Source organism: Bacillus sp. ISL-57, from assembly GCF_018613135.1.
GTDB classification, from domain to species: Bacteria; Bacillota; Bacilli; order Bacillales; family DSM-1321; genus Peribacillus; species Peribacillus frigoritolerans.
In genome coordinates this window covers 707,973-727,181 of record NZ_JAGGQV010000002.1, presented here as the reverse complement: position 1 = coordinate 727,181, position 19,209 = coordinate 707,973, and the positions used below count along the sequence as shown (strand labels likewise).

18 protein-coding genes and 1 pseudogene are annotated in these 19,209 nt (G+C 43.0%); 9 read left to right on the top strand and 10 right to left on the bottom strand.

Annotated features, from left to right (window positions below; translation table 11 throughout):
• Positions 1–69: 69 nt before the first annotated feature.
• Positions 70–1,182, bottom strand: coding sequence for a histidinol-phosphate transaminase (hisC, locus tag J7I90_RS06825; protein ID WP_214769673.1), 1,113 nt, complete (start codon positions 1,180–1,182; stop codon positions 70–72).
• A gap of 173 nt (positions 1,183–1,355) precedes the next feature.
• On the opposite strand from hisC, the gene J7I90_RS06820 reads away from it, so the two are divergent.
• On the top strand, positions 1,356–1,823 hold the full coding sequence (locus J7I90_RS06820) for an Lrp/AsnC family transcriptional regulator (protein WP_048687446.1): 468 nt from the start codon (positions 1,356–1,358) through the stop codon (positions 1,821–1,823).
• A 115-nt stretch (positions 1,824–1,938) separates the two neighbouring features.
• Here the strand turns inward: J7I90_RS06820 and J7I90_RS06815 are convergent, their stop codons facing one another.
• On the bottom strand, positions 1,939–2,337 hold the full coding sequence (locus tag J7I90_RS06815; RefSeq protein ID WP_214769670.1) for a carboxymuconolactone decarboxylase family protein: 399 nt from the start codon (positions 2,335–2,337) through the stop codon (positions 1,939–1,941).
• 118 nt (positions 2,338–2,455) lie between these two features.
• On the opposite strand from J7I90_RS06815, the gene J7I90_RS06810 reads away from it, so the two are divergent.
• The 3 genes and pseudogenes from J7I90_RS06810 to J7I90_RS27260 form a co-directional block, all read left to right on the top strand.
• A complete protein-coding gene (locus J7I90_RS06810) occupies positions 2,456–2,884 on the top strand; it encodes an Lrp/AsnC family transcriptional regulator (protein WP_214770154.1) in 429 nt (142 codons plus the stop codon).
• Positions 2,885–3,107: 223 nt separating this feature from the next.
• The gene (locus tag J7I90_RS06805; RefSeq protein ID WP_214769667.1) at positions 3,108–4,040 is read left to right on the top strand and encodes a catalase family peroxidase; all 933 of its coding nucleotides are present in this window, start codon (positions 3,108–3,110) and stop codon (positions 4,038–4,040) included.
• Between the two features lie 117 nt (positions 4,041–4,157).
• Positions 4,158–4,247, top strand: a pseudogene (locus J7I90_RS27260) (transposase); the annotation flags it as partial.
• 54 nt (positions 4,248–4,301) lie between these two features.
• Here J7I90_RS27260 and J7I90_RS06795 read toward each other — a convergent pair.
• Both J7I90_RS06795 and J7I90_RS06790 read right to left on the bottom strand, forming a co-directional pair.
• Complete coding sequence (locus tag J7I90_RS06795; protein ID WP_214769664.1) at positions 4,302–5,972, bottom strand: ABC1 kinase family protein; 1,671 nt, start codon at positions 5,970–5,972, stop codon at positions 4,302–4,304.
• Positions 5,973–5,986: 14 nt separating this feature from the next.
• On the bottom strand, positions 5,987–6,289 hold the full coding sequence (locus J7I90_RS06790; protein ID WP_214769661.1) for a phasin family protein: 303 nt from the start codon (positions 6,287–6,289) through the stop codon (positions 5,987–5,989).
• Between the two features lie 243 nt (positions 6,290–6,532).
• On the opposite strand from J7I90_RS06790, the gene J7I90_RS06785 reads away from it, so the two are divergent.
• Positions 6,533–7,282, top strand: coding sequence for a glucose 1-dehydrogenase (locus J7I90_RS06785; protein ID WP_214770151.1), 750 nt, complete (start codon positions 6,533–6,535; stop codon positions 7,280–7,282).
• Position 7,283: 1 nt separating this feature from the next.
• On the opposite strand, the gene J7I90_RS06780 is transcribed toward J7I90_RS06785, so the two are convergent.
• Positions 7,284–7,490, bottom strand: coding sequence for a hypothetical protein (locus tag J7I90_RS06780; protein ID WP_222620127.1), 207 nt, complete (start codon positions 7,488–7,490; stop codon positions 7,284–7,286).
• Between the two features lie 88 nt (positions 7,491–7,578).
• Positions 7,579–8,370: a TIGR00266 family protein gene (locus J7I90_RS06775; protein ID WP_214769658.1), complete on the bottom strand. Its 792-nt coding sequence runs from the start codon at positions 8,368–8,370 to the stop codon at positions 7,579–7,581.
• Between the two features lie 190 nt (positions 8,371–8,560).
• Here J7I90_RS06775 and glpK point away from each other — a divergent pair, with 190 nt between their 5' ends.
• Positions 8,561–10,051, top strand: coding sequence for a glycerol kinase GlpK (gene glpK, locus J7I90_RS06770; RefSeq protein WP_214769626.1), 1,491 nt, complete (start codon positions 8,561–8,563; stop codon positions 10,049–10,051).
• Positions 10,052–10,119: 68 nt separating this feature from the next.
• A complete protein-coding gene (locus J7I90_RS06765) occupies positions 10,120–10,587 on the top strand; it encodes a CBS domain-containing protein (protein WP_214769613.1) in 468 nt (155 codons plus the stop codon).
• 53 nt (positions 10,588–10,640) lie between these two features.
• Here J7I90_RS06765 and J7I90_RS06760 read toward each other — a convergent pair whose 3' ends face one another.
• The 4 genes from J7I90_RS06760 to J7I90_RS06745 all read right to left on the bottom strand — a co-directional run bounded on the left by J7I90_RS06760 (position 10,641) and on the right by J7I90_RS06745 (position 14,923).
• Positions 10,641–12,752, bottom strand: coding sequence for a peptidoglycan D,D-transpeptidase FtsI family protein (locus J7I90_RS06760; RefSeq protein ID WP_214770148.1), 2,112 nt, complete (start codon positions 12,750–12,752; stop codon positions 10,641–10,643).
• A gap of 372 nt (positions 12,753–13,124) precedes the next feature.
• Positions 13,125–13,478, bottom strand: coding sequence for a hypothetical protein (locus J7I90_RS06755; RefSeq protein ID WP_214769610.1), 354 nt, complete (start codon positions 13,476–13,478; stop codon positions 13,125–13,127).
• Between the two features lie 74 nt (positions 13,479–13,552).
• On the bottom strand, positions 13,553–14,734 hold the full coding sequence (locus tag J7I90_RS06750) for a DUF2515 family protein (RefSeq protein WP_214769607.1): 1,182 nt from the start codon (positions 14,732–14,734) through the stop codon (positions 13,553–13,555).
• A gap of 21 nt (positions 14,735–14,755) precedes the next feature.
• Positions 14,756–14,923, bottom strand: a complete 168-nt coding sequence (locus J7I90_RS06745; protein ID WP_214769604.1) for a hypothetical protein — start codon at positions 14,921–14,923, stop codon at positions 14,756–14,758.
• 507 nt (positions 14,924–15,430) lie between these two features.
• Here J7I90_RS06745 and J7I90_RS06740 point away from each other — a divergent pair.
• Positions 15,431–17,182 (top strand): ABC transporter ATP-binding protein, encoded by a 1,752-nt coding sequence (locus J7I90_RS06740; RefSeq protein ID WP_214769601.1) that lies wholly within the window; start codon positions 15,431–15,433, stop codon positions 17,180–17,182.
• Positions 17,179–19,197, top strand: a complete 2,019-nt coding sequence (locus J7I90_RS06735) for an ABC transporter ATP-binding protein (protein ID WP_214769588.1) — start codon at positions 17,179–17,181, stop codon at positions 19,195–19,197. Before J7I90_RS06740 ends, J7I90_RS06735 begins: the two co-directional genes overlap by 4 nt.
• The last annotated feature ends 12 nt before the right edge of the window (positions 19,198–19,209 follow it).

Sequence of the window (19,209 nt, the reverse complement as noted above, 5' to 3'; positions counted from 1 at the left end):
GGGGCATAGGCGTCCATGTCGTATCTTTCATTACTGATCACTGATATTGTGCAACTTCATTTCGAGTGGTCATGCTCCAGATGTTTTATTGATTATATGTTGTAAGGATGCTATGAATCTCTCGTTTTCAAGCGGAGTGCCGATGGTCACACGGATGGTATTTTCATAGCCTAGCAAATGACCTGAACGGATGATGACACCCTGGATTAATAACTTCTCAAAAATCTCCCTGCCAGGCTGGTTCAATTTGACCATCAAGAAGTTGGCATGTGAAGGGAAGAAGGTTAAACCCATCTTGCTTAGTTCATTCTCTAAATATCTTCTTCCTTCCTCATTCTTACGAACACAATTCTTAACAAATGGATGGTCGTCGAGGGAAGCGAATGCCGCAGCCTGTGCTAAACGATTGGTATTGAAGGGTTCCTTCACTTTAACTAGCTCTTGTATGATGGAGGCATCCATTAAACCGTATCCAATCCTTAATGCAGCAAGTCCATAAATCTTTGAAAAAGTTCGTAAGATAACCAGATTTGAATGCATATTGAGAAATGGCAAGGTTTCTAAATATTCTGCATCATCGACATATTCATAGTATGCTTCATCAACGATCAGTAAAATATGTTTCGGCACCTTCTCGATAAAAGAGCGCAACTTTTCTTTTTGAACGATCGTTCCTGTCGGATTATTGGGATTACAGACGAATATCATTCTCGTTTTCTCTGTTATGGCTTCATACATACCCTGGAGGTCATGTACACCATTGATAAGAGGAATCTTTACAGGTGTGCCGCCGTCAATCAATACATTCGTTTCATACCGTGGAAAAGTCACATCAGCCATGATGACTTCATCATTTTGTTGGATATAGGTTCGTGTCAACAAACGTATCACTTCATCAGATCCATTACCTAAAATGATATGGTCTTTATTGATCTTCAATTTCCTTGCCAGCTTTTCAGCTAATGCAGGCGCCATACCTTCAGGATAAAAGGAAGTTTGCTCCATTTCGGTAAGCATGGCTTCTTTTGCTAGAGGTGAGTAACCGAATGGGTTCTCGTTGGATGCCAATTTAACGATCGTTTCAAGGCCAAGTTCACGTTGCACTTCTTCAATGGGCTTGCCGGAAACATATGGGCTAATGCTTTCGATGTTTTGTCGAACCGGGATTTTCGTAAAAGTCAATGCAGGTTCCTCCCTTTGGTAAATTCTGAATTTTCTTTTTCTATTTGATTATTTTAATGATAGAATATTAACTGTTAAAATTACATACAAAAAAGAATGTATTTTTCGCTATCCATACAACATTTTAAAGAAATATATGCTTATATTCCTTCATTATGAAAGGCGGTTGCTTCATGGATGAAATAGATGTCAGTTTACTGGAACTTTTACAAAAAGATGGACGCATTACGATTAGTGAACTATCGAAGAAATTGGCTCTCAGTCGACCTAGCATCTCTGAACGAATGTACCGCCTGCAAGAAAAGGGGATCATTGAGGGGTTCAGCGCAAGGGTTTCACCTTTGGCAATTGGAAGGGGTGTACTTGTGTTCATTCAGGTGAGTGAACTTAAGGTCCCTGTTACCGATTTTGAGCAATTAGTGAAAAATGATTTAGACATTATAGAGTGCCACCGTGTAACAGGAACAGTTGGATATTTTTTGAAAGCGGCTTTAGCTGATATGGACAGCATGAGATTACTGATAGATCGATTAATACCTTATGGACATCTGAATACATCTGTGGTTTTGACATCCCCGGTACCTTCACGCTCCATTCTTCCAAGAATCAATGAAATGGAGGATCATGGTGCGAAATCCTAGGCGGTCATTCAATTGATGATGATAAAGGATTTGGATATCGTTCAAACTAATGAAGGGTAGAATGTAGGTTTTTTACAGAAAGGAACGAGGCGGAAGGCCTGTTCCTTTTTTTGTGTTATTTTAAATCCATCAAAGCGCCGAAATATTGCTGGGCGGTTGTAAAACAAATGAATGCCAATAGTTCAGAAATCTCTTCATCACTGAACACTTCCTTCAATACTTGGAAAAACTTTTCCTCCGTTTTTTCACGTTGCAAGAGAAATACTTCCGCAAAGGCAATTGCATAGCTTTCTTTCATATCTTCCGGCTTTAGCGGAGTCCCTTTTGCCTGACAGTATGAGCAGCCATTACCGTATGCCAGCACCCTTCTGACGTTTTCCTTCAATTTTCCCGAAAGTTTCCCATCTGCAGATATGCAATCTGCGAGATCCGACCATTTATCCGAAATCTCTTCAGAATGAAATAATCTTTGAAATGGACTGGAGCCCTGTGATGATTTTTTTATTCTTGTCATGAACATCTCTCCTTTGAGATAATCCTATTATAAAAATCCAGGAATTTTAATTCCGTTTGTAAAGTAATGTGGTTTAATAATGAATGAATGTAAAGAGAAGAAGGGAAATAATTTAAAAATGAAAATAGATGAGAAAGACCAGAGCATCCTTGCCGAATTGACGTTGAATAGCCGAATCTCCATGAGGGAATTGGCAAAGAAAGTAAACCTCTCGGCCCCAACCGTTGCCGATCGGGTACGGCAAATGGAGTCGTTCGGGATCATTAAAGGGTATGTTGCCGAGATTGATCATAAAAAGATCGGTTTTCCAATTGAGTGTATCGTGGAAGCTACGATAAAAAATGGGGAATATGAGAAATTCAAAAAGTATATCTCCAAGGTACCGAATGTTGACTTTTGTTATCGCATTGCCGGGCAGGCTTGCTTTATGCTGAAAATCCACACTCAGAGCCTTGAAGAAGTGGAGGAATTCATCAATCGGACCATTCCTTTTGCAGCAACCGTTACCCATGTGATCCTTTCACAGGTAGAGCCGGAACAGGAATGAGTATTTTTATAGTGGAAGAAAAAGAGATCTGTATATGCCAATCATTTTGAACGGTTCTAGAATTAAAGGATAAAATCACGTGTCCATAAAGATATGACATATGTTTGCAGCGCCAGGTGTTTTTTTGCAATCAATGCTTTCGGTGATTCAAGAAAGAATAAGCTAATGGAATAAGGGGTACATGTAATAATGGATAATAATCTGAAAAGGTGGGGTGAGTATCATGGAAGGAACCGACGACTACAAACCTGAACTGGCCAGGGAAGCAATAAATGTGATTGAAAATGTAGCAGGAACACATCCTGGTTATCGGCGTGTGCATGCAAGGGGATATGTTTATGAGGGGGTTTTTACCCCAAACGGAAAAGCGTCCCCCTTAACGGTCGCTTCGCATCTACAGGATGAAGCCGTGCCGGCAATCATTCGGTTTTCAAATAGCTCACCGATTCCAAGCCATCCTGATGCCATTTCCCCTGTAAAGGGCATGGCAGTCAAGTTTCATTTGCCGAATGGAAAGGTGTCAGATCTTATTACTGTGACCATTCCGTTATTCTTTGCGAAAACACCGCAAGCGTTTGTTGATATTGCTGGCTTTTTCCAATCCGCAATGGAAGGTTTCCCCAATCTGAAAGAGCTTGCAAAAATCCTGTGGAAATACCCTGAAAGCAAGGCAAGCCTACAAATGCTTAAAGAAATGCGTTCTCCAGCCAGCTTTTCAACGTGCCAATATTACTCCATTCACGCATTCTATTTCATTAACAAGGAAGGAAGGCGGCAGGCAATCAAGTATGAGTGGGTGCCAGATGCCGGCCTTAGTATGTTAGAAAAAGGGGAGGTTGCCGAGCAGTCGCCGGAGTATCTGGATGAAGAAATGGAAAAAAGGCTTAAAGAAGGACCGGTGGGCTTTAAATTGAACATCCAAATAGGAGGGGAAAATGACCCGACTGACGATCCGACTAAAGCTTGGTCGGAAGATAAACAAGTAATCACGATAGGGCATTTAATGATCTCGAAAAAATCGGAAGTGTGTAAAGATACTTTATTGTTTGATCCAACCAATATTCCTGAAGGAATCGAATGCACGGAAGACCGGATTTTACATTTTCGCCACAGTGCGTATGCCGTTTCATATGAACGTCGGATAAATAACCAATGAATCAAATCAAGAAAAGGGAACCCCTTTACCAAAGGGGTTCCCTTGATTGTAGACAAACTCGATGAAAATCGAGTTTGTCTACATTTTTTTTGCTTGTACACTCACTGACTTTCAATCGGAATTCGATCAATGAGTAAAACAATTGAAGATGTTGAAACAAATATGGCTTACCGCTGGTTTTTGGGCTATGGTTTCCATGATAAATTGCTTCCTACTCCACGTTCGGGATGAGACCAATCTGAATCCCGTTTTAAGTGAGTTTTACATTTTTCCGGATCTGAAAATAGTGTAGAGCATGAGTAAGAACATCAGGGTTGCAACGACAAAACCAATTTCGATAACCGGTATCTTCCAAAGGATCAAGGTTTCCCCGCCTATTGCCGAGCCGATAATGAGACCGACCATGATTATGCTGAATGCAAGCAGGATGATACTGAAAGACAGCCGGTTCGAGATTTGATCAAGCTTATGTAAAAAAACTTGAAGTTCGGGAATGTTGATATCGAGCCGCAATTTCCCTTTTTTAATGATGCCTGTCACTTCCCTGATATCCTTGGGCAGTTCGGCAATGGCTTCAGCAGACTCGATGAATTGATTCCAGACGTTCTTCGCAATGTTTTTGGGGTTGTAGCGTTCTTTAAAAAGCTTTTCCCCAAAAGGTTCAGCTGCCTTCATGATGCTGAAATTCGGATCTAATCCTTCGACAATGGCCTCCATTGTAAGCAGAGCCTTGCCGAGCATCGTGAATTCGGGTGGGATTTGGACTTGGTGACGATTGGCAACCGTGAACAGGTCATTGACTGCTCCGCCTAAGCTGATTTGGCTTAATGGGATATCATAATATTTATTTCGCAGTTCATCAATATCCCCCCTTAAGGGGGCCATATCTATTTCGTCCGTCAAGAGACCCATATCTGAAAGCGTCTTGATCAATCCATTGGTGCTTCCGCGTTTCAGATTGATGACAAGCGAGGCGAACTGATATTTCGTTTCTTCCTCCAGACGTCCCACCATTCCAAAATCCATGAGTGCGACGACATTCCCAGGCAATATGATGATATTGCCTGGGTGGGGATCACCGTGGTAAAAGCCATCGATCAATATTTGATGAAGCATGGAGTTCGCTAATCTTTCCGCGATTTGCCGGCGATCATAACCTTCATCATCAAGCTGTTTATAATGATTGATCTTAATTCCCTGAATGAAATCCATTGTCAGGACCCTTTTTGTGGAATACTCCCAATGAATCCTTGGTACTTTAAACCCTTGATCATTGATGAATTGCTTGGCTATTCTTTCCCCGTTTCGACCCTCGGAGTTATAATCAAGTTCTGCGCGGAGTGATTTAGCAAATTCATCAATCATTTTTCTGATTTGGTAGCGTCTTGCCCAAGATATGCGTGCTTCCATAAGTCTTGCCAAATCATCGAGAATTTCCAAATCCGTTTCCACAGTCGGCAGAATATCTGGCCGCTGCACTTTGATTGCTACGACTTCCAGTGATGGAAGCCGAGCCGTATGAACCTGTCCAATTGAAGCGGTTGCCAGTGGGGTTTCATTAAATTCAAGGAAAATGTTTTCCAAAGAATCACCCAATTCGGCCTCGACAATTTTGCGGACCCTATCAAATGGAAAGGGGGTGACCTGGTCCTGTAACTTTTCAAGCTCGCGGACGATTTCGTCAGGAACGAAATCACGCCTCGTACTTGCAATCTGACCAAGTTTAATGAATGTAGGTCCCAAGCTTTGTAATATCGTATGCAGCCGCTCTCCGATTGAGCGGAGGTTCAGGTTTTCATCGGGTTGGAGTTTCGATCCCGCTTTATTCTCGGATAATCCAAGGCGATAGATGAAGTAACCAAACCCATTTTTCAAGAAGGCATTAATGATTTCTTGGTAACGATGTGCGTGTTTCAGTCGCTTGCGAAACATTCAAGTACCTCCTGTCAAGGTTGTAAGTTTTGGTTCTGTTTCTCCAAAATTACTATACGGCGCTCCAATTCCTCGACTTCTTCTTTAGTTGCCAAGTTTAGGCCATTGAGCGCTTGATTGACTTTGGCCTTAACGGAATCATCCAGCTGCTTTTGGGCTTGCTCCCCTTTTTCGACCCATTGCTTAATAAGGACCTTGGAGTCTTCTTTGCTGATATCGCCTTTTTTGACAAGAGAGTCCACCGTTTTTTCAATTTGCTCTTTTGTAGAAGCGGCAGCACCTAATCCTAAAGAAAACACATTTTTTAATAAGTCCATTTTTACATTCCTCCAATATAGATTTTTACACTGTAAGAAAGATAATAGCGGATGCCTTTCACTCTGGCTCATACTTGTTGTTACCATCTATCATACATCACTTTAGGGCAGCTACAAAAATATAAGGGTCCTTTGATTATTGATGATAAAGAAAAGGATTTTTAGTTAGGTCAAAATTGTTTGAAGTGGAGCGGATTGGATATTATGATAGGGAAAAGCGGCTGTGAAAGTGAGGTTGGAATAATGGGTTTCAAAAATAAAACGGTTATTGTAACAGGTGCTTCGAATGGGATAGGGAGAGGCGTGGCAAAGGGATATGCAGAAAGCGGCGCTTCAGTCGTTCTCGCAGATTTGGACGAGCGGGAAGGACTTCTGTGTGTGGAAGAACTCAATAGTAACGGTCATGAAGCCATGTTCGTTAAAACGGATGTACGCAGGGAAGGTGACATTCAACAATTGATGGATGTAACTCTAAAAACATACAAGACCATTGATATATTAATCAATAATGCAGGAAAGGCATTATTCAAATCGCTTTATGATCTGACGATAGAGGAATGGGACGATATGATGAATACGAATTTGCGCAGTGTTTTCCTTTGTTCCCGGGCCGCGGCAGAATCGATGCGGAAAAATGAAATGGGAGGTGCGATCATCAATATAGCATCAACCAGAGCGATGATGTCTGAGCCAGATTCAGAATCCTATGCAGCAACCAAAGGAGGGATCAAAGCATTGACACATGCGCTTGCATCTTCTTTGGGCAAAGAGAAAATTACGGTCAATTCGATTTCTCCGGGGTGGATTGAAACGGGAGATTATGAATCGCTGAGGGATAAAGATCACCAGCAGCATTTTTCCAATCGGGTTGGCAAACCGGACGATATTGCAAGGGCCTGTCTTTATTTGACGGCAACGGAAAATAATTTCGTTACGGGTGAGGATCTTATCGTCGATGGAGGCATGACAAGAAAAATGATGTACGAGGAGTAACTCATTTTTTTCGGTAGAGATATTGCAGTTCAGTCCCGAGCTCACGGTTGAGCAGCTGTTCCATTTCTTCAAGCTCTTTTATGCCGATAGGGGCATCGGCGGCTGTCCAGTGAACGGTATAAACAAAATAGTAATCTCTTATTTTCCGGAAAATAACAGGCGAATTCGGGAATTGATCAAAAATTGCCCTGATATTATAGCGTCTCATGTAGGACCACTTAACAAGCTGCATGTAGCTACCCATCCTTTTCAAAAGAGATCAATGACTGCCAGGATGGCAGCCATTGGTCCGGTTCTTATTTATCGTTGAATAAATTGAATAAGCCTCTAGCTACGCTGCCTTCTTCGGATGATCCTCCATTTTGCGGCGCTGCAGCAAATACACGGCTGGCAAGCCGGCTGAATGGCAAAGATTGCACCCAGACTGTTCCGGGTCCTTTTAATGTTGCAAAGAATAAACCTTCGCCGCCGAACAAAGCGGTTTTCACGCCCTTTACAGATTCAATATTATAATCTACCCCGCTAGTCATTGCCACTAAACATCCTGTATCGACGCGTAAAATCTCCCCTGCTGCCAATTCCTTTTTATGGATGGTGCCGCCGGCATGAACGAAGGTCATTCCATCTCCTTCTAGTTTTTGCATGATGAAGCCTTCGCCGCCAAAGAAGCCTGCCCCTATTTTTCTCTGAAACTCAATTCCGACCGAAACGCCTTTTGCGGCCGCCAGGAACGCGTCTTTTTGACATATGATTTTCCCGCCCAGCTCGCTTAAATCCATCGGGATGATTTTACCTGGATATGGCGATGCGAATGAAACGTGTTTTTTATCTCGTCCTTCATTCGTAAAAGCCGTCATGAAAAGACTCTCACCAGTAAGTAGCCGTTTCCCGGCCCCGAATAGCTTACCCATCATTCCGCTGTCACCATTTGAAGACCCATCACCAAAGATGGTTTCCATCTTGATTTGATCTTCCATCATCATTAAGCTTCCAGCCTCGGCAATCACCGTTTCCTGAGGGTCCAATTCCACTTCAACAAACTGCATGTCATCTCCATATACCTTAAAATCTATTTCATGATTATTCAATTTCCATTCCTCCTATCCACTTATTTTCATTGTAAAAGATAAACTCTTAACCTGCCAATATTATTCAGTTTTCTGCTGTAGTTTATATATTTTTTGTTTTCACGGGTATATCTAGTAAAATGTAGAAAGAAAAAACAGCATGACACTTAAGCTGAAATGAACCTTTTCTTAAGTGCAGGAGGAGACAGCCATGGAGACTTACATTCTATCATTGGACCAGGGAACGACAAGTTCCAGGGCCATTTTATTTAATAAAAGCGGGGAAGTTTTGCATATTGCCCAAAAGGAATTCACCCAATACTTCAGAAATCCAGGATGGGTGGAGCATAACGCCAATGAAATTTGGGGCTCCATCTTATCGGTAATCGCTTCCTGTCTATCGGAAATGAATGTAAGGCCTGAACAGATCGCTGGAATTGGCATAGCGAATCAACGGGAGACGACCGTGGTATGGGACAAGGAAACAGGTCAGCCGATTCATCATGCCATCGTCTGGCAATCCCGGCAAACAAGCGAAATTTGTACGCAATTGAAGAATGAAGGCCTCGATGGCTTATTCTTGCAGAAAACCGGATTATTGATTGATGCATATTTTTCCGGTACAAAGGTGAAATGGATTCTCGACTATGTAGATGGGGCACGGGAAAAGGCTGAAAACGGAGACTTATTGTTTGGTACGATCGATACATGGCTGATATGGAAACTTTCGGGTGGTAAATCACATGTAACAGACTATTCGAATGCTTCAAGGACGCTGATGTATAACATTCATGACCTGAAGTGGGACGAAGAGCTGCTGGAAATCCTGCAAGTGCCGCGATCGATGCTTCCGGATGTTCGTTCTTCATCGGAGATATTCGGGAAAACAGCGCCACATCATTTCTTTGGGCATGAAATCCCGATTGCCGGAGCGGCGGGAGATCAACAGGCAGCATTGTTCGGCCAAGAATGCTTTGAAAAAGGAATGGCTAAGAATACGTATGGCACCGGATGCTTCATGCTGATGAACACAGGAGAAAAGGCAGTGAAATCAGAGCATGGCCTGTTGACCACGATTGCATGGGGCCTGAATGGAAAAGTCGAATATGCCTTGGAAGGAAGTGTTTTTGTCGCAGGTTCGGCCATACAATGGTTAAGGGATGGACTGAAACTCTTGCATGATCCGAAAGACAGTGAAAAGTATGCTTTGCGGGTCACTTCAGCCGATGGTGTCTATGTAGTTCCCGCATTTGTTGGATTAGGCACCCCTTATTGGGATAGTGATGTCAGGGGAGCTGTATTCGGACTGACAAGGGGGACATCGAAGGAGCATTTCGTCCGCGCAACATTGGAAGCATTGGCCTACCAGACAAAAGATGTCCTTAGCGCCATGGAAGTCGATTCAGGGATTAACCTAAAGGCATTGAGGGTCGATGGCGGGGTTGTCAAAAACAACTTCTTGATGGAATTTCAAAGCGGCCTCCTGAATGTGCCAGTCGAAAGACCCGTTATTAGTGAAACGACAGCGTTAGGAGCGGCGTATTTAGCTGGGCTCGCTGTCGGATATTGGGAAAGTCAGGAAGAGATTTCAAAGCTATGGGCAGTCGATAAGAAATTCGAACCCGAGATGGAAGAACAGGAACGGAAGGATTTATATAATGGCTGGAAAAAGGCAGTTCAGGCGGCAAGGGTTTTTAAATAGAGTAAGTAAGGGTATTAATAGAGGAGAGATGGATACAGAACGTACAAACTTAAAAAAGGGGTGGTAATATGTTAGTTAAGGATTTCATGATAAGGGAAGTCTTTGTAGCCCGTCCTGATTTTACATTAAAGGAAATTCTGCGGATCTTGATCGAAAATAAAGTGGGCGGGGTCCCCGTCGTGGATGAACATGATAAGCTATTGGGAATGGTGACGGACGGGGATATCCTTCGTTACTTGACACCTGCAGAGGAAGCCATCATGGGGTATTTCACCTACATTACGGTTCTTCCCGGTGAAGAATTGGATGAAAAGGTTACATCCAAAATGAATGATAAAGTCTCACAAATCATTAAAAATAAAAGGATTACAAAGCTATCTCCCGAAGATCCGCTAGATGAATTGATAAAGGTCCTTTCCAAGCATCATTTCAAGAAAATCCCCGTCGTGGACAAAAATGATAAAGTCGTGGGCATCATCAGCAGGGGAGATGCCCTTAGGGCCCTTTATAAGGAATTCGTTCAAAAGCTGGAATAAATGTAACATTAAAAAAGGCCTGCTCGTAATCTAGCAGGCCTTTTTTGTATTCATCATTGAGTGCTTTCTACTGCTTTATCTGCATCAGATTCACCTTTTGCTCTTTTTTCCTTCAATTTAAAGTAGGCGTCCATTACGTCCCGCCCAATCCGTTTGTTAATATCATCAGAGGGTTTGCCTTGATAAACCCATGGCACGACGACAGAAAATGCCACTTCCGGATTATTGTGAGGTGCATAACCTACAAGCGTCAGATTGATAGTAGGGACTGGCGCGCTATATTGATTTCTCCGCGGTCCGTCGTAAAAGGCCTCGGCAGTACCCGTTTTTGCTGCCGCGCGGTAGGATTTCCCGCCGAAATATTTATATGCCGTCCCGCCTGGCTCCTGGGCGACCTGTCTGAATCCTTCCTGGACACGCTGCATCCAAACGTCTTTCCCGCCTAAGTCGTTTAATACTTTGGGACTCATTGTTTTAAAGACGCTGCCCAATTCATTGTGTTCGTTGGATGGATTCCTGATTTCCCTGACCATATGTGGCTCAAGCCTTTTTCCGCCATTTGCAATCGTCGAAACATACTGTGCCAATTGCATAGGTGTATATGTATCATATTGGCCAATCGATAAATCCAGCAGCAATCCGTCTGTTGACATATCGACGCCTTTAAACCCTACGGATTCATTTGGCAGGTCGATTCCTGTACGGACACCCAATCCAAATTGGGCATAATGATTCCGCATGATGGCATAAGCTTCCCGATTGATTCCTAACGGCCGGTTAGGGATATAATGCCCGCCGGCAATTCTGATCGCCGTCATGAACATATAGACATTCGACGATTTCTTTAACGCAGAGACATCGGTTACATAACCCAAATCACTATAAGATCCTTTCTTAGCCCCTGCTAAATGGAGTTTCCTGTCAAAAAAAGCTGACCCTGGTGCGATGGCTCCTGTCTGAAAGCCCGTATAGACAGTGGCCCCTTTGACAGATGATCCCATCGTATAGGAGGTCGTAATGTTTCCAAGGGCAAAATCGTTCATTTCGGTCAATCCGGTTTTACTGTTACGGCCGTATTGCCTGCCGGCCATCGTAAGCACCTCGCCTGTATTCGGGTCCATTAAAACGACGAAGGCACGATCCAAAAGGTAGGTATTTCCCTTAGCCTTGGTTTTGCGCAATTCGTTCTCGATGATTTTTTCAACCTGCTGCTGCAGCTCCATATCAATTGTAAGGACCAAGTCTTTTCCGCTTTGCCCTTCAGTGAGGGTATTCGTTTTGATGACTTCCCCTTTGCTCAGCACATTTTCAATCCGCGTCTTTTGACCGCGGAGGACATCTTCATATTGCTTTTCGATATAACTTTTTCCGACCCGGTCATTCCTGGTATAGTCGCGTGCCAGATAATAGTCGATATTTTCACTGGGAATGCCTTCTTCGGAAGAAGAGACCTTGCCAAGAACCGAGCGGAGGGTCTCGTCATACTTATAAGTCCTTTCCCAATCCGTCGTTACATCCACGCCTGGCATTTCATCCAAATGTTCACTGACCCTGGCGAATTCCTTAGTGGTGACATCTTTATTTTTCACGATCGACGGTGCAAGGGCATAGCCGCTATTGAATTCCCGGAATATGGCGATCACTTCCAATTCATCCTTGGTGAATTCGTTGATATCCTCATCGGTTACCCGTTCCATTTGAAGTTTGTATAAATCTTTTTGCTCCAGTTTCTTTTCGATTACTTTCTTCTTCTCGGCCTTGGTGATCAAGGCTTCGGCTTCTTTCGGATGCTTTAAAATCCAAAAATCCTTTTTATCCGGCAGGGTTACCTTTTTGGTATCCTTTTCTATCAAGGTGGCAAGGACCTCTGCCGTCTTCACCATATCGGCCGTTTTCGTATTCGGGTATTTCGTATAGGTGATGGCATTACGCGGCTCATTATCAACGACCGGATTCAAGTTGCGGTCATACATCTTGCCACGGGGAACGGGGGTATTGGCCACATCGTTTTCCGTTCGGTCGACTTCGCGGAGGTAATCATCCCCATATACGATTTGGACGATGCCAAGCCGGATTATTAAGCTTGAAAATAAAATGAATATTAAAAAGAACATAAAGTTCAGTCGGAAAGGAATTGGGGTTTTTTTCTTTTTTTCTTTGGCCATCATTAACATTCCTTTCTAGTAAAAGTAAAAAATAAGAAAATTCCTATCTCCAATGATATATAAAATTAACTTATTTTTCTATGCTTTATCCGTAAATTTATCTATATTTCCAAAAGAATGTTCTGTAGTTATATAATTCCTAGTAATCTTATAATTGGGAAAGTTGATATAAATATAAAGGCCGATGAATCCGAAGGGGGGGTAATAGATAAGGGGGGCGAAGCGGCACAACGGCAATCATAAGAGGGATGAGTGTTGGGGCGCTCCATCAAAAAAGGGGAACATAAACCAAGGTACTTGGAAAGAGGTCTTGTACATGAAATATTAATGGCTATAACCCTAATTCACTACAGCGACTTAAGTACCATGATTTTATTTTGCTTCATATTTCCTAACGGGAGTTTGAGTCGTGACATTGATGATTCCTTTGAAATATCCGCATAACTCAAGCCATTTTTCAGGGTAAATATAGTTGAAACGTTCAATGGTTTCCAGGGAGTGAAGCACAAGGCAATCGATTTGCCCCGTTTTTTTACTTTGTAAATTGGATAGAAGCTCATGCGGGATGGTGTAATAAGGGTGGATTTGATACGGATTGAGTATGACCGGGGAAATATTATTCTCTTCCATATACTTGTCCGTCACGATCTTTTGGATTGCAAAGCTTTCATCCGTATGTAAATCCCCGATTTTGTAATTCGGATTCAATAGTACAATGCCTCTCATTTGATTCACCCATTCTTTTTGCTAACCATTCTTGCCAAATGGGGGATGGGATATTCAAAGTAAGAGGCATCAAGCTAGAAAATGGCTTTTATTTCGTTAAGGGTTTTGAGCTGTTTGGCATTTTCGAGCACCTCGTTGGTGAGGTCCTCCTTTTTAATGTTCGGTAAACTTCGTAAATCTTCCATGAAGCTTTCATTCGTGAACCAATCAAAGGAATGGGGAGGAAAGAATAGTTGATCTTTCCATGCATCATGAAGAGTGGGGCTGTAGATTTTATCATCTTTTGACGTGGATCCATCAGATGTATATATGCTTGCCCAGTAATCCTCTCTGGAACCCGTGTGGGGAATCTCCTTTGTAAACTGGCCAACACCGCGAAAAACCACCGGATGCTGAAAAAGAAGCCCATATAATAATTTCCCCGTTTCAATACGCTTTTTCGGGTCGGCAAATCGTTCGACGGTTAGTCCTGTCAAGGAATGAAGTCCTTTTTGCTTGTTTGCATAAGGAAAGATCACTTTCATGAAGCCTAAGTATTCCTGAAGTTGAAAATCAAGCCTGCGGAGGATTTCACCATGACGGGTGCGTTTTAATATCCTTTCCTGAAGCGTTCTTTGTTCATTAATGATAAGGGCCGTTGTCAAAAGGGGGGAATGGGGCTCTTCGATGAAAGATTCCCAAATCGGGGCCATGAATCTTGAAATGCGGAATACTGGTAAATACCTTCTTAGCGGAATTTCTTTTCGTTTAGAATGTTCATATAAAAGAAGCTGGGGGAAGGCATCTGCAAATATGGCTGAATTGGCACGCTCAAGGAAAAGGAAAAATTTCTGCCGTTCCTCTCTGTCAAGGAGGTGGGTCATGTTTGAACTTTTCAAGTCAGTCATATGGTATCCTCCATTCCGCGAAACCATATGTGCTAAAAAGGACCAGTGGACTTCTGGGTTGCGATTGTAAAAGGCAAGATAGGCTTGTGTTCTTGTGATATTGTTCCGGTTCAAGGCAGCCGTTTCGGTTCGAATGCTTTTTATCAGAGCGGCTTCCTCGGGGAAAAAAGCTTTTGACTCATCAACAGGCTGAAAGAGCTCTTTTTGTAAACGGGATTTTAGCGCGTCAAATCTTTCAGCATCGATGATCGGTTTTGTTTTGGCGGGGTGTTTACCCAACAGCTTTTGCAAATATTGGGGAAGCATACATTTCACCACGGATGTTTTTCGATCATTATATGCAGAACCGTCAAGAAAGGGGCGTTGCATTTGCAACGCCCCCAGGTGATGTCATCTTTTTTTCTTCTTTTCCCGGTACAATAAAATATAATAAACTATCCAGAAAAGAAACACAGGAATGAAGGATAAAAATCTATATTGGAGCGGTACGGCAAATAAGATGAAAATCGCTGATAATAAAAAGGGAACCGCCAGGAGTATATATTTTCTCCATTGCATATGCTGAACCTCCTTAGGTTGCGTCATTCTTATTAGAATAAAGGATTATCCATCAATAATCTAGAAAAGTCACAATTGACAAAAATATGCAAACGTAGTAATCTTTAAAAATAAGTTAAAAATTACCATTAATCAATGGGAAAGGAGGCGAACGTCATGACTAAATCAGCTAAGCACAGTGATGTCACAATTGAATATCATACGTCCGCCTGCCCTGAGACCTTGTCTTTCCAGACATAGGATTCCTCGTTTCCATTCGATTTTAAAGCGCAGGTTGTGGATTTTTCGCGGCCTGCGCTTTTATATGTGTTATTACGCATCTAAAAAAGCTTCCGCTAATTGGCGGGGGCTTTTTGGCATTTTGGATCCAGGTGCATTAGCACCCTTTCCATATAAAGGATAGGAGGAACTATAAATGAGACAAAAGACATTGGAAATTTTATTGCAGCCGGGAGATCCAGAAAGCGGTTAGCGAGTGAAAGGTTTGACCAAAAGGGAGGGGAATTCATGTTTGCAATCTTTAAAAAACTGTCCTGGTTCTTTAAAGAACAGTGGCAGCGTTACACCTGGGCGATTTTATTTCTATGTCTAGTGAATATCTTGGAGGTTATCCCGCCAAAACTTGTCGGGAATGCCATCGATGATATGAACAATGGCAGCATGACGCAGGAAGGGGTCATGAAATACGTTATTTATTTGCTCATGTTACTGATCGGCAGTTACCTATTTGGTTACTTATGGAGCTATCTGTTATTCGGCGGCGGAAACTTGGTCGAACGGAAACTAAGGTCAGGGTTTATGGGCCATTTGCTGAAAATGACGCCGAGTTTTTATGAAAAAAACCGTACAGGAGACTTAATGGCAAGGGCAACGAATGATTTAAAGGCAATATCCCTCACAGCTGGTTTCGGGATATTGACCCTCGTAGACGCGGTGCTGTTCACCATCACGGTAGTGGTCATGATGGGAGCCACGATCAGCTGGCAGTTAACGATTGCGGCGGTACTGCCGCTTCCGATCATGGCAGTGCTGATGCAAATTTACGTGAAGAAAATTTACAAGCGTTTTACGGAGGCACAAGCAGCTTTTGGCACTTTAAATGACAAGGTCCTGGAATCCATTTCTGGTGTCCGTGTTATCCGGGCCTATGTCCAGGAACGGGAAGACGAAAAGCGATTTGAGGAAATGACCGAGGATGTATATCGCAAAAACCTAGCCGTGGCAAGGATCGACGCCCTCTTTGATCCGACAATCAGCATTATCATAGGCATCAGTTATTTAATCGGGTTGGGCTATGGGGCTTATCTTGTGTTTCAACAAGCCATAACGCTTGGCGGACTTGTTTCGTTCAATGTATACCTAGGCATGTTAATCTGGCCGATGATCGCGGTGGGTGAACTGATCAATGTCATGCAAAGGGGAAATGCTTCGCTAGACCGTGTTCAGGATACCCTTTCGTATGAAGCGGATGTGAAGAATTCAATGGGGCTGGAGAGTATTACGAACCCGGGGAATATCCAATTCAATTCAGTGCATTTTACATACCCTTCCTCAACGGTTGTGAATCTATCCGATATTTCCGTTCAGCTTGAGCGCGGTCAAACATTGGGGATAGTGGGGAAAACAGGTAGTGGAAAAACGACATTCGTAAAGCAATTGCTGCGGGAATATCCTTTAGGAACGGGTGAAATCGCTTTTGCAGGCAAGCCGCTGGAGCAACTGCACCTTGAAGATATCCGTAAATGGATCGGATATGTTCCACAGGACCATTTTTTATTCTCGAAGACTGTTAGGGAAAATATCTTATTCGGTAAAATGGATGCAACGGAAGATGAACTGGCTGAAGCTATCCGGCTTGCGGATTTTGAGAAGGATTTAATGATGCTGCCAAACCGTCTGGAGACACTCGTCGGTGAGAAGGGTGTCGCTCTATCCGGTGGGCAAAAGCAGAGGATCTCGATTGCCAGGGCATTGATCAAAAATCCGGAAATCCTTATATTGGATGATTCCTTATCCGCTGTCGATGCAAAAACGGAAACGACGATCATCGAAAATATCCAAAATGAACGGGCAGGGAAAACGACCATCATAACAACCCACCGCTTATCAGCCGTTCAGCACGCGGACAGGATTATCGTATTGGACAGCGGAAAGATCATCGAAGAGGGGACTCATGCGGATTTACTGCTGAATGATGGCTGGTATAGCGAGCAATATGAACGACAGCAGGTTGACGAAGGAACGGAGGTGAAGGCATGAAGGTCGTAAAGAAACTTTTTAATTATGCTGCCCTTTATAAAAAATTGATCATTGGCGCCCTGATCATGCTTGCACTTTCGGTAGCGGCTGATTTAACGGGTCCTTTCGTTGCCAAGAAAATCATCGATTCACATATACTTGGCATCGAATCTTCCTGGCATGAAGCAGGTAAAGGAAAAGATGCAGTTAAATATGATGGTAAATGGTATAAACGGGCTGATTACTTTGCAAAAGGTGAGAAGAAAGGCAGGGAAGTCCATGTTCTGCAGGTTGGCAATCAATTTGCCTTCGTAGATGAAGCTGTCCCTATCGATGGGCGCAGAACCTTGGAGAACCAATCATTGATCATCAAGAAAGACGGGAAAGAGCAACGTGCGCAAGCAGTGAAATTGACGAGTCAGGAAGTGATGGGATTTTATCAACCGGAAATCCCGCGGATCATTAAGCTTGTGGCTTTTTATTTTAGCCTTGTCATTCTTTCCTCCATTTTTCAATATGGCCAGAGTTTTTATTTGCAGAAAGCGGCAAACCGAATCATACAGAAGATGCGAAATGATATTTTTAGGCATATTTCCCGTCTTCCGATACGTTATTTTGATAATATGCCAGCGGGTAAAATTGTAGCAAGGGTCACTAATGATACGGAAGCGATCCGGGAATTATATGTAACCGTGCTCGCCAACTTCTTCTCGAGTACCATTAATATTTTCGGCGTTCTAATTGCATTGTTTATTCTGGATCCACGAGTCGGTACCATTGGCCTCCTACTCATTCCGATCATCGTTATCTGGACGATGGTATACCGTAAATTCGCCTCGAAATATAATCACATCATTCGGGAACGGGTCAGCGATATTAATGGGATGATCAATGAATCCATTTCTGGTATGAACATCATTCAGGCATTTGGACGTGAAAAGGAGACGAAGCAATCTTTTGAAAATCTGAACCGGGAGCATTTTTCCTATCAAAATAAAATGCTCCATTTGAACTCGTTGACGGGTGGAAACTTGATTGGCGTCATTAAGGTTTTGGCGCTGATGGCCTTCGTCTGGTATTTCGGCGGGATTTCCCTTACAGCGAGTTCGGCCATTTCCTTAGGGATGATGTATGCCATTGTTGATTTAATCAGCCGCCTGCTACATCCGCTTCATGGAATCGTCAATCAGTTCGCTAATCTTGAACAGGCGCTTGTTGCAGGGGAGAGGACGTTCAGCTTATTGGATGAGAAGGGATTGGCAGTCAGTGATGAAAACATATCCAGATACAAAGGAAACGTACAATTCGAAAATGTTTCTTTTGGTTATAAGGCTAAAGAATATGTGTTAAGAGACATTTCCTTTTCCGCTAAACAAGGGGAAACGGTCGCTTTAGTTGGCCACACCGGTTCAGGAAAAAGTTCCATAATGAATTTATTGTTCCGCTTTTATGACAGCAGTGAAGGCCAGATCAAAATCGATGGCAGAAATATATTGGATATCCCACATCAGACGCTTAGGGAGCATATGGGGATCGTCCTTCAGGATCCCTATTTATTTACTGGTACCATCGCCTCCAATATCAGTCTGAATCATAAAGGCATCACAAGGGAAATGGTTGAAAAAGCATTAAGAGATGTCGGGGGGGACAAAGTGCTGAAGCATCTTCCTTTAGGGCTTGACGAACCCGTGATCGAAAAAGGCGGAACGCTGTCTTCCGGACAGCGGCAGCTAATCTCTTTTGCCCGTGCCCTTGCATTCAATCCGGCCATATTGATCTTGGATGAAGCGACAGCAAGCATCGACACCGAAACCGAGGCAATTATCCAGGAGGGTATGGAGGTGCTGAAAAAAGGGAGAACGACCTTCATCATTGCACATAGGCTTTCCACGATAAAAAATGCCGACCAAATTCTTGTACTGGAAAAAGGGCGGATTGCTGAGCAAGGTACACATGAGGAATTAATGGAACTGAAAGGGAAGTACTACCAAATGTATGAACTGCAGGCTGGTCCGCATAAAGGCATGGCTGGCTGAACACAATGGAAT

Excerpts from the sequence above, each read along its gene's own strand:
- J7I90_RS06820 (WP_048687446.1), top strand. The coding sequence starts at position 1,356 with ATGGATGAAATAGATGTCAGTTTACTGGAACTTTTACAAAAAGATGGA.
- J7I90_RS06815 (WP_214769670.1), bottom strand. The coding sequence starts at position 2,337 with ATGACAAGAATAAAAAAATCATCACAGGGCTCCAGTCCATTTCAAAGA.
- J7I90_RS06810 (WP_214770154.1), top strand. The coding sequence starts at position 2,456 with ATGAAAATAGATGAGAAAGACCAGAGCATCCTTGCCGAATTGACGTTG.
- J7I90_RS06805 (WP_214769667.1), top strand. The coding sequence starts at position 3,108 with ATGGAAGGAACCGACGACTACAAACCTGAACTGGCCAGGGAAGCAATA.
- J7I90_RS06795 (WP_214769664.1), bottom strand. The coding sequence starts at position 5,972 with ATGTTTCGCAAGCGACTGAAACACGCACATCGTTACCAAGAAATCATT.
- J7I90_RS06790 (WP_214769661.1), bottom strand. The coding sequence starts at position 6,289 with ATGGACTTATTAAAAAATGTGTTTTCTTTAGGATTAGGTGCTGCCGCT.
- J7I90_RS06785 (WP_214770151.1), top strand. The coding sequence starts at position 6,533 with ATGGGTTTCAAAAATAAAACGGTTATTGTAACAGGTGCTTCGAATGGG.
- J7I90_RS06780 (WP_222620127.1), bottom strand. The coding sequence starts at position 7,490 with ATGAGACGCTATAATATCAGGGCAATTTTTGATCAATTCCCGAATTCG.
- glpK (WP_214769626.1), top strand. The coding sequence starts at position 8,561 with ATGGAGACTTACATTCTATCATTGGACCAGGGAACGACAAGTTCCAGG.
- J7I90_RS06765 (WP_214769613.1), top strand. The coding sequence starts at position 10,120 with ATGTTAGTTAAGGATTTCATGATAAGGGAAGTCTTTGTAGCCCGTCCT.
- J7I90_RS06760 (WP_214770148.1), bottom strand. The coding sequence starts at position 12,752 with ATGGCCAAAGAAAAAAAGAAAAAAACCCCAATTCCTTTCCGACTGAAC.
- J7I90_RS06755 (WP_214769610.1), bottom strand. The coding sequence starts at position 13,478 with ATGAGAGGCATTGTACTATTGAATCCGAATTACAAAATCGGGGATTTA.
- J7I90_RS06750 (WP_214769607.1), bottom strand. The coding sequence starts at position 14,734 with ATGCAACGCCCCTTTCTTGACGGTTCTGCATATAATGATCGAAAAACA.
- J7I90_RS06745 (WP_214769604.1), bottom strand. The coding sequence starts at position 14,923 with ATGCAATGGAGAAAATATATACTCCTGGCGGTTCCCTTTTTATTATCA.
- J7I90_RS06740 (WP_214769601.1), top strand. The coding sequence starts at position 15,431 with ATGTTTGCAATCTTTAAAAAACTGTCCTGGTTCTTTAAAGAACAGTGG.
- J7I90_RS06735 (WP_214769588.1), top strand. The coding sequence starts at position 17,179 with ATGAAGGTCGTAAAGAAACTTTTTAATTATGCTGCCCTTTATAAAAAA.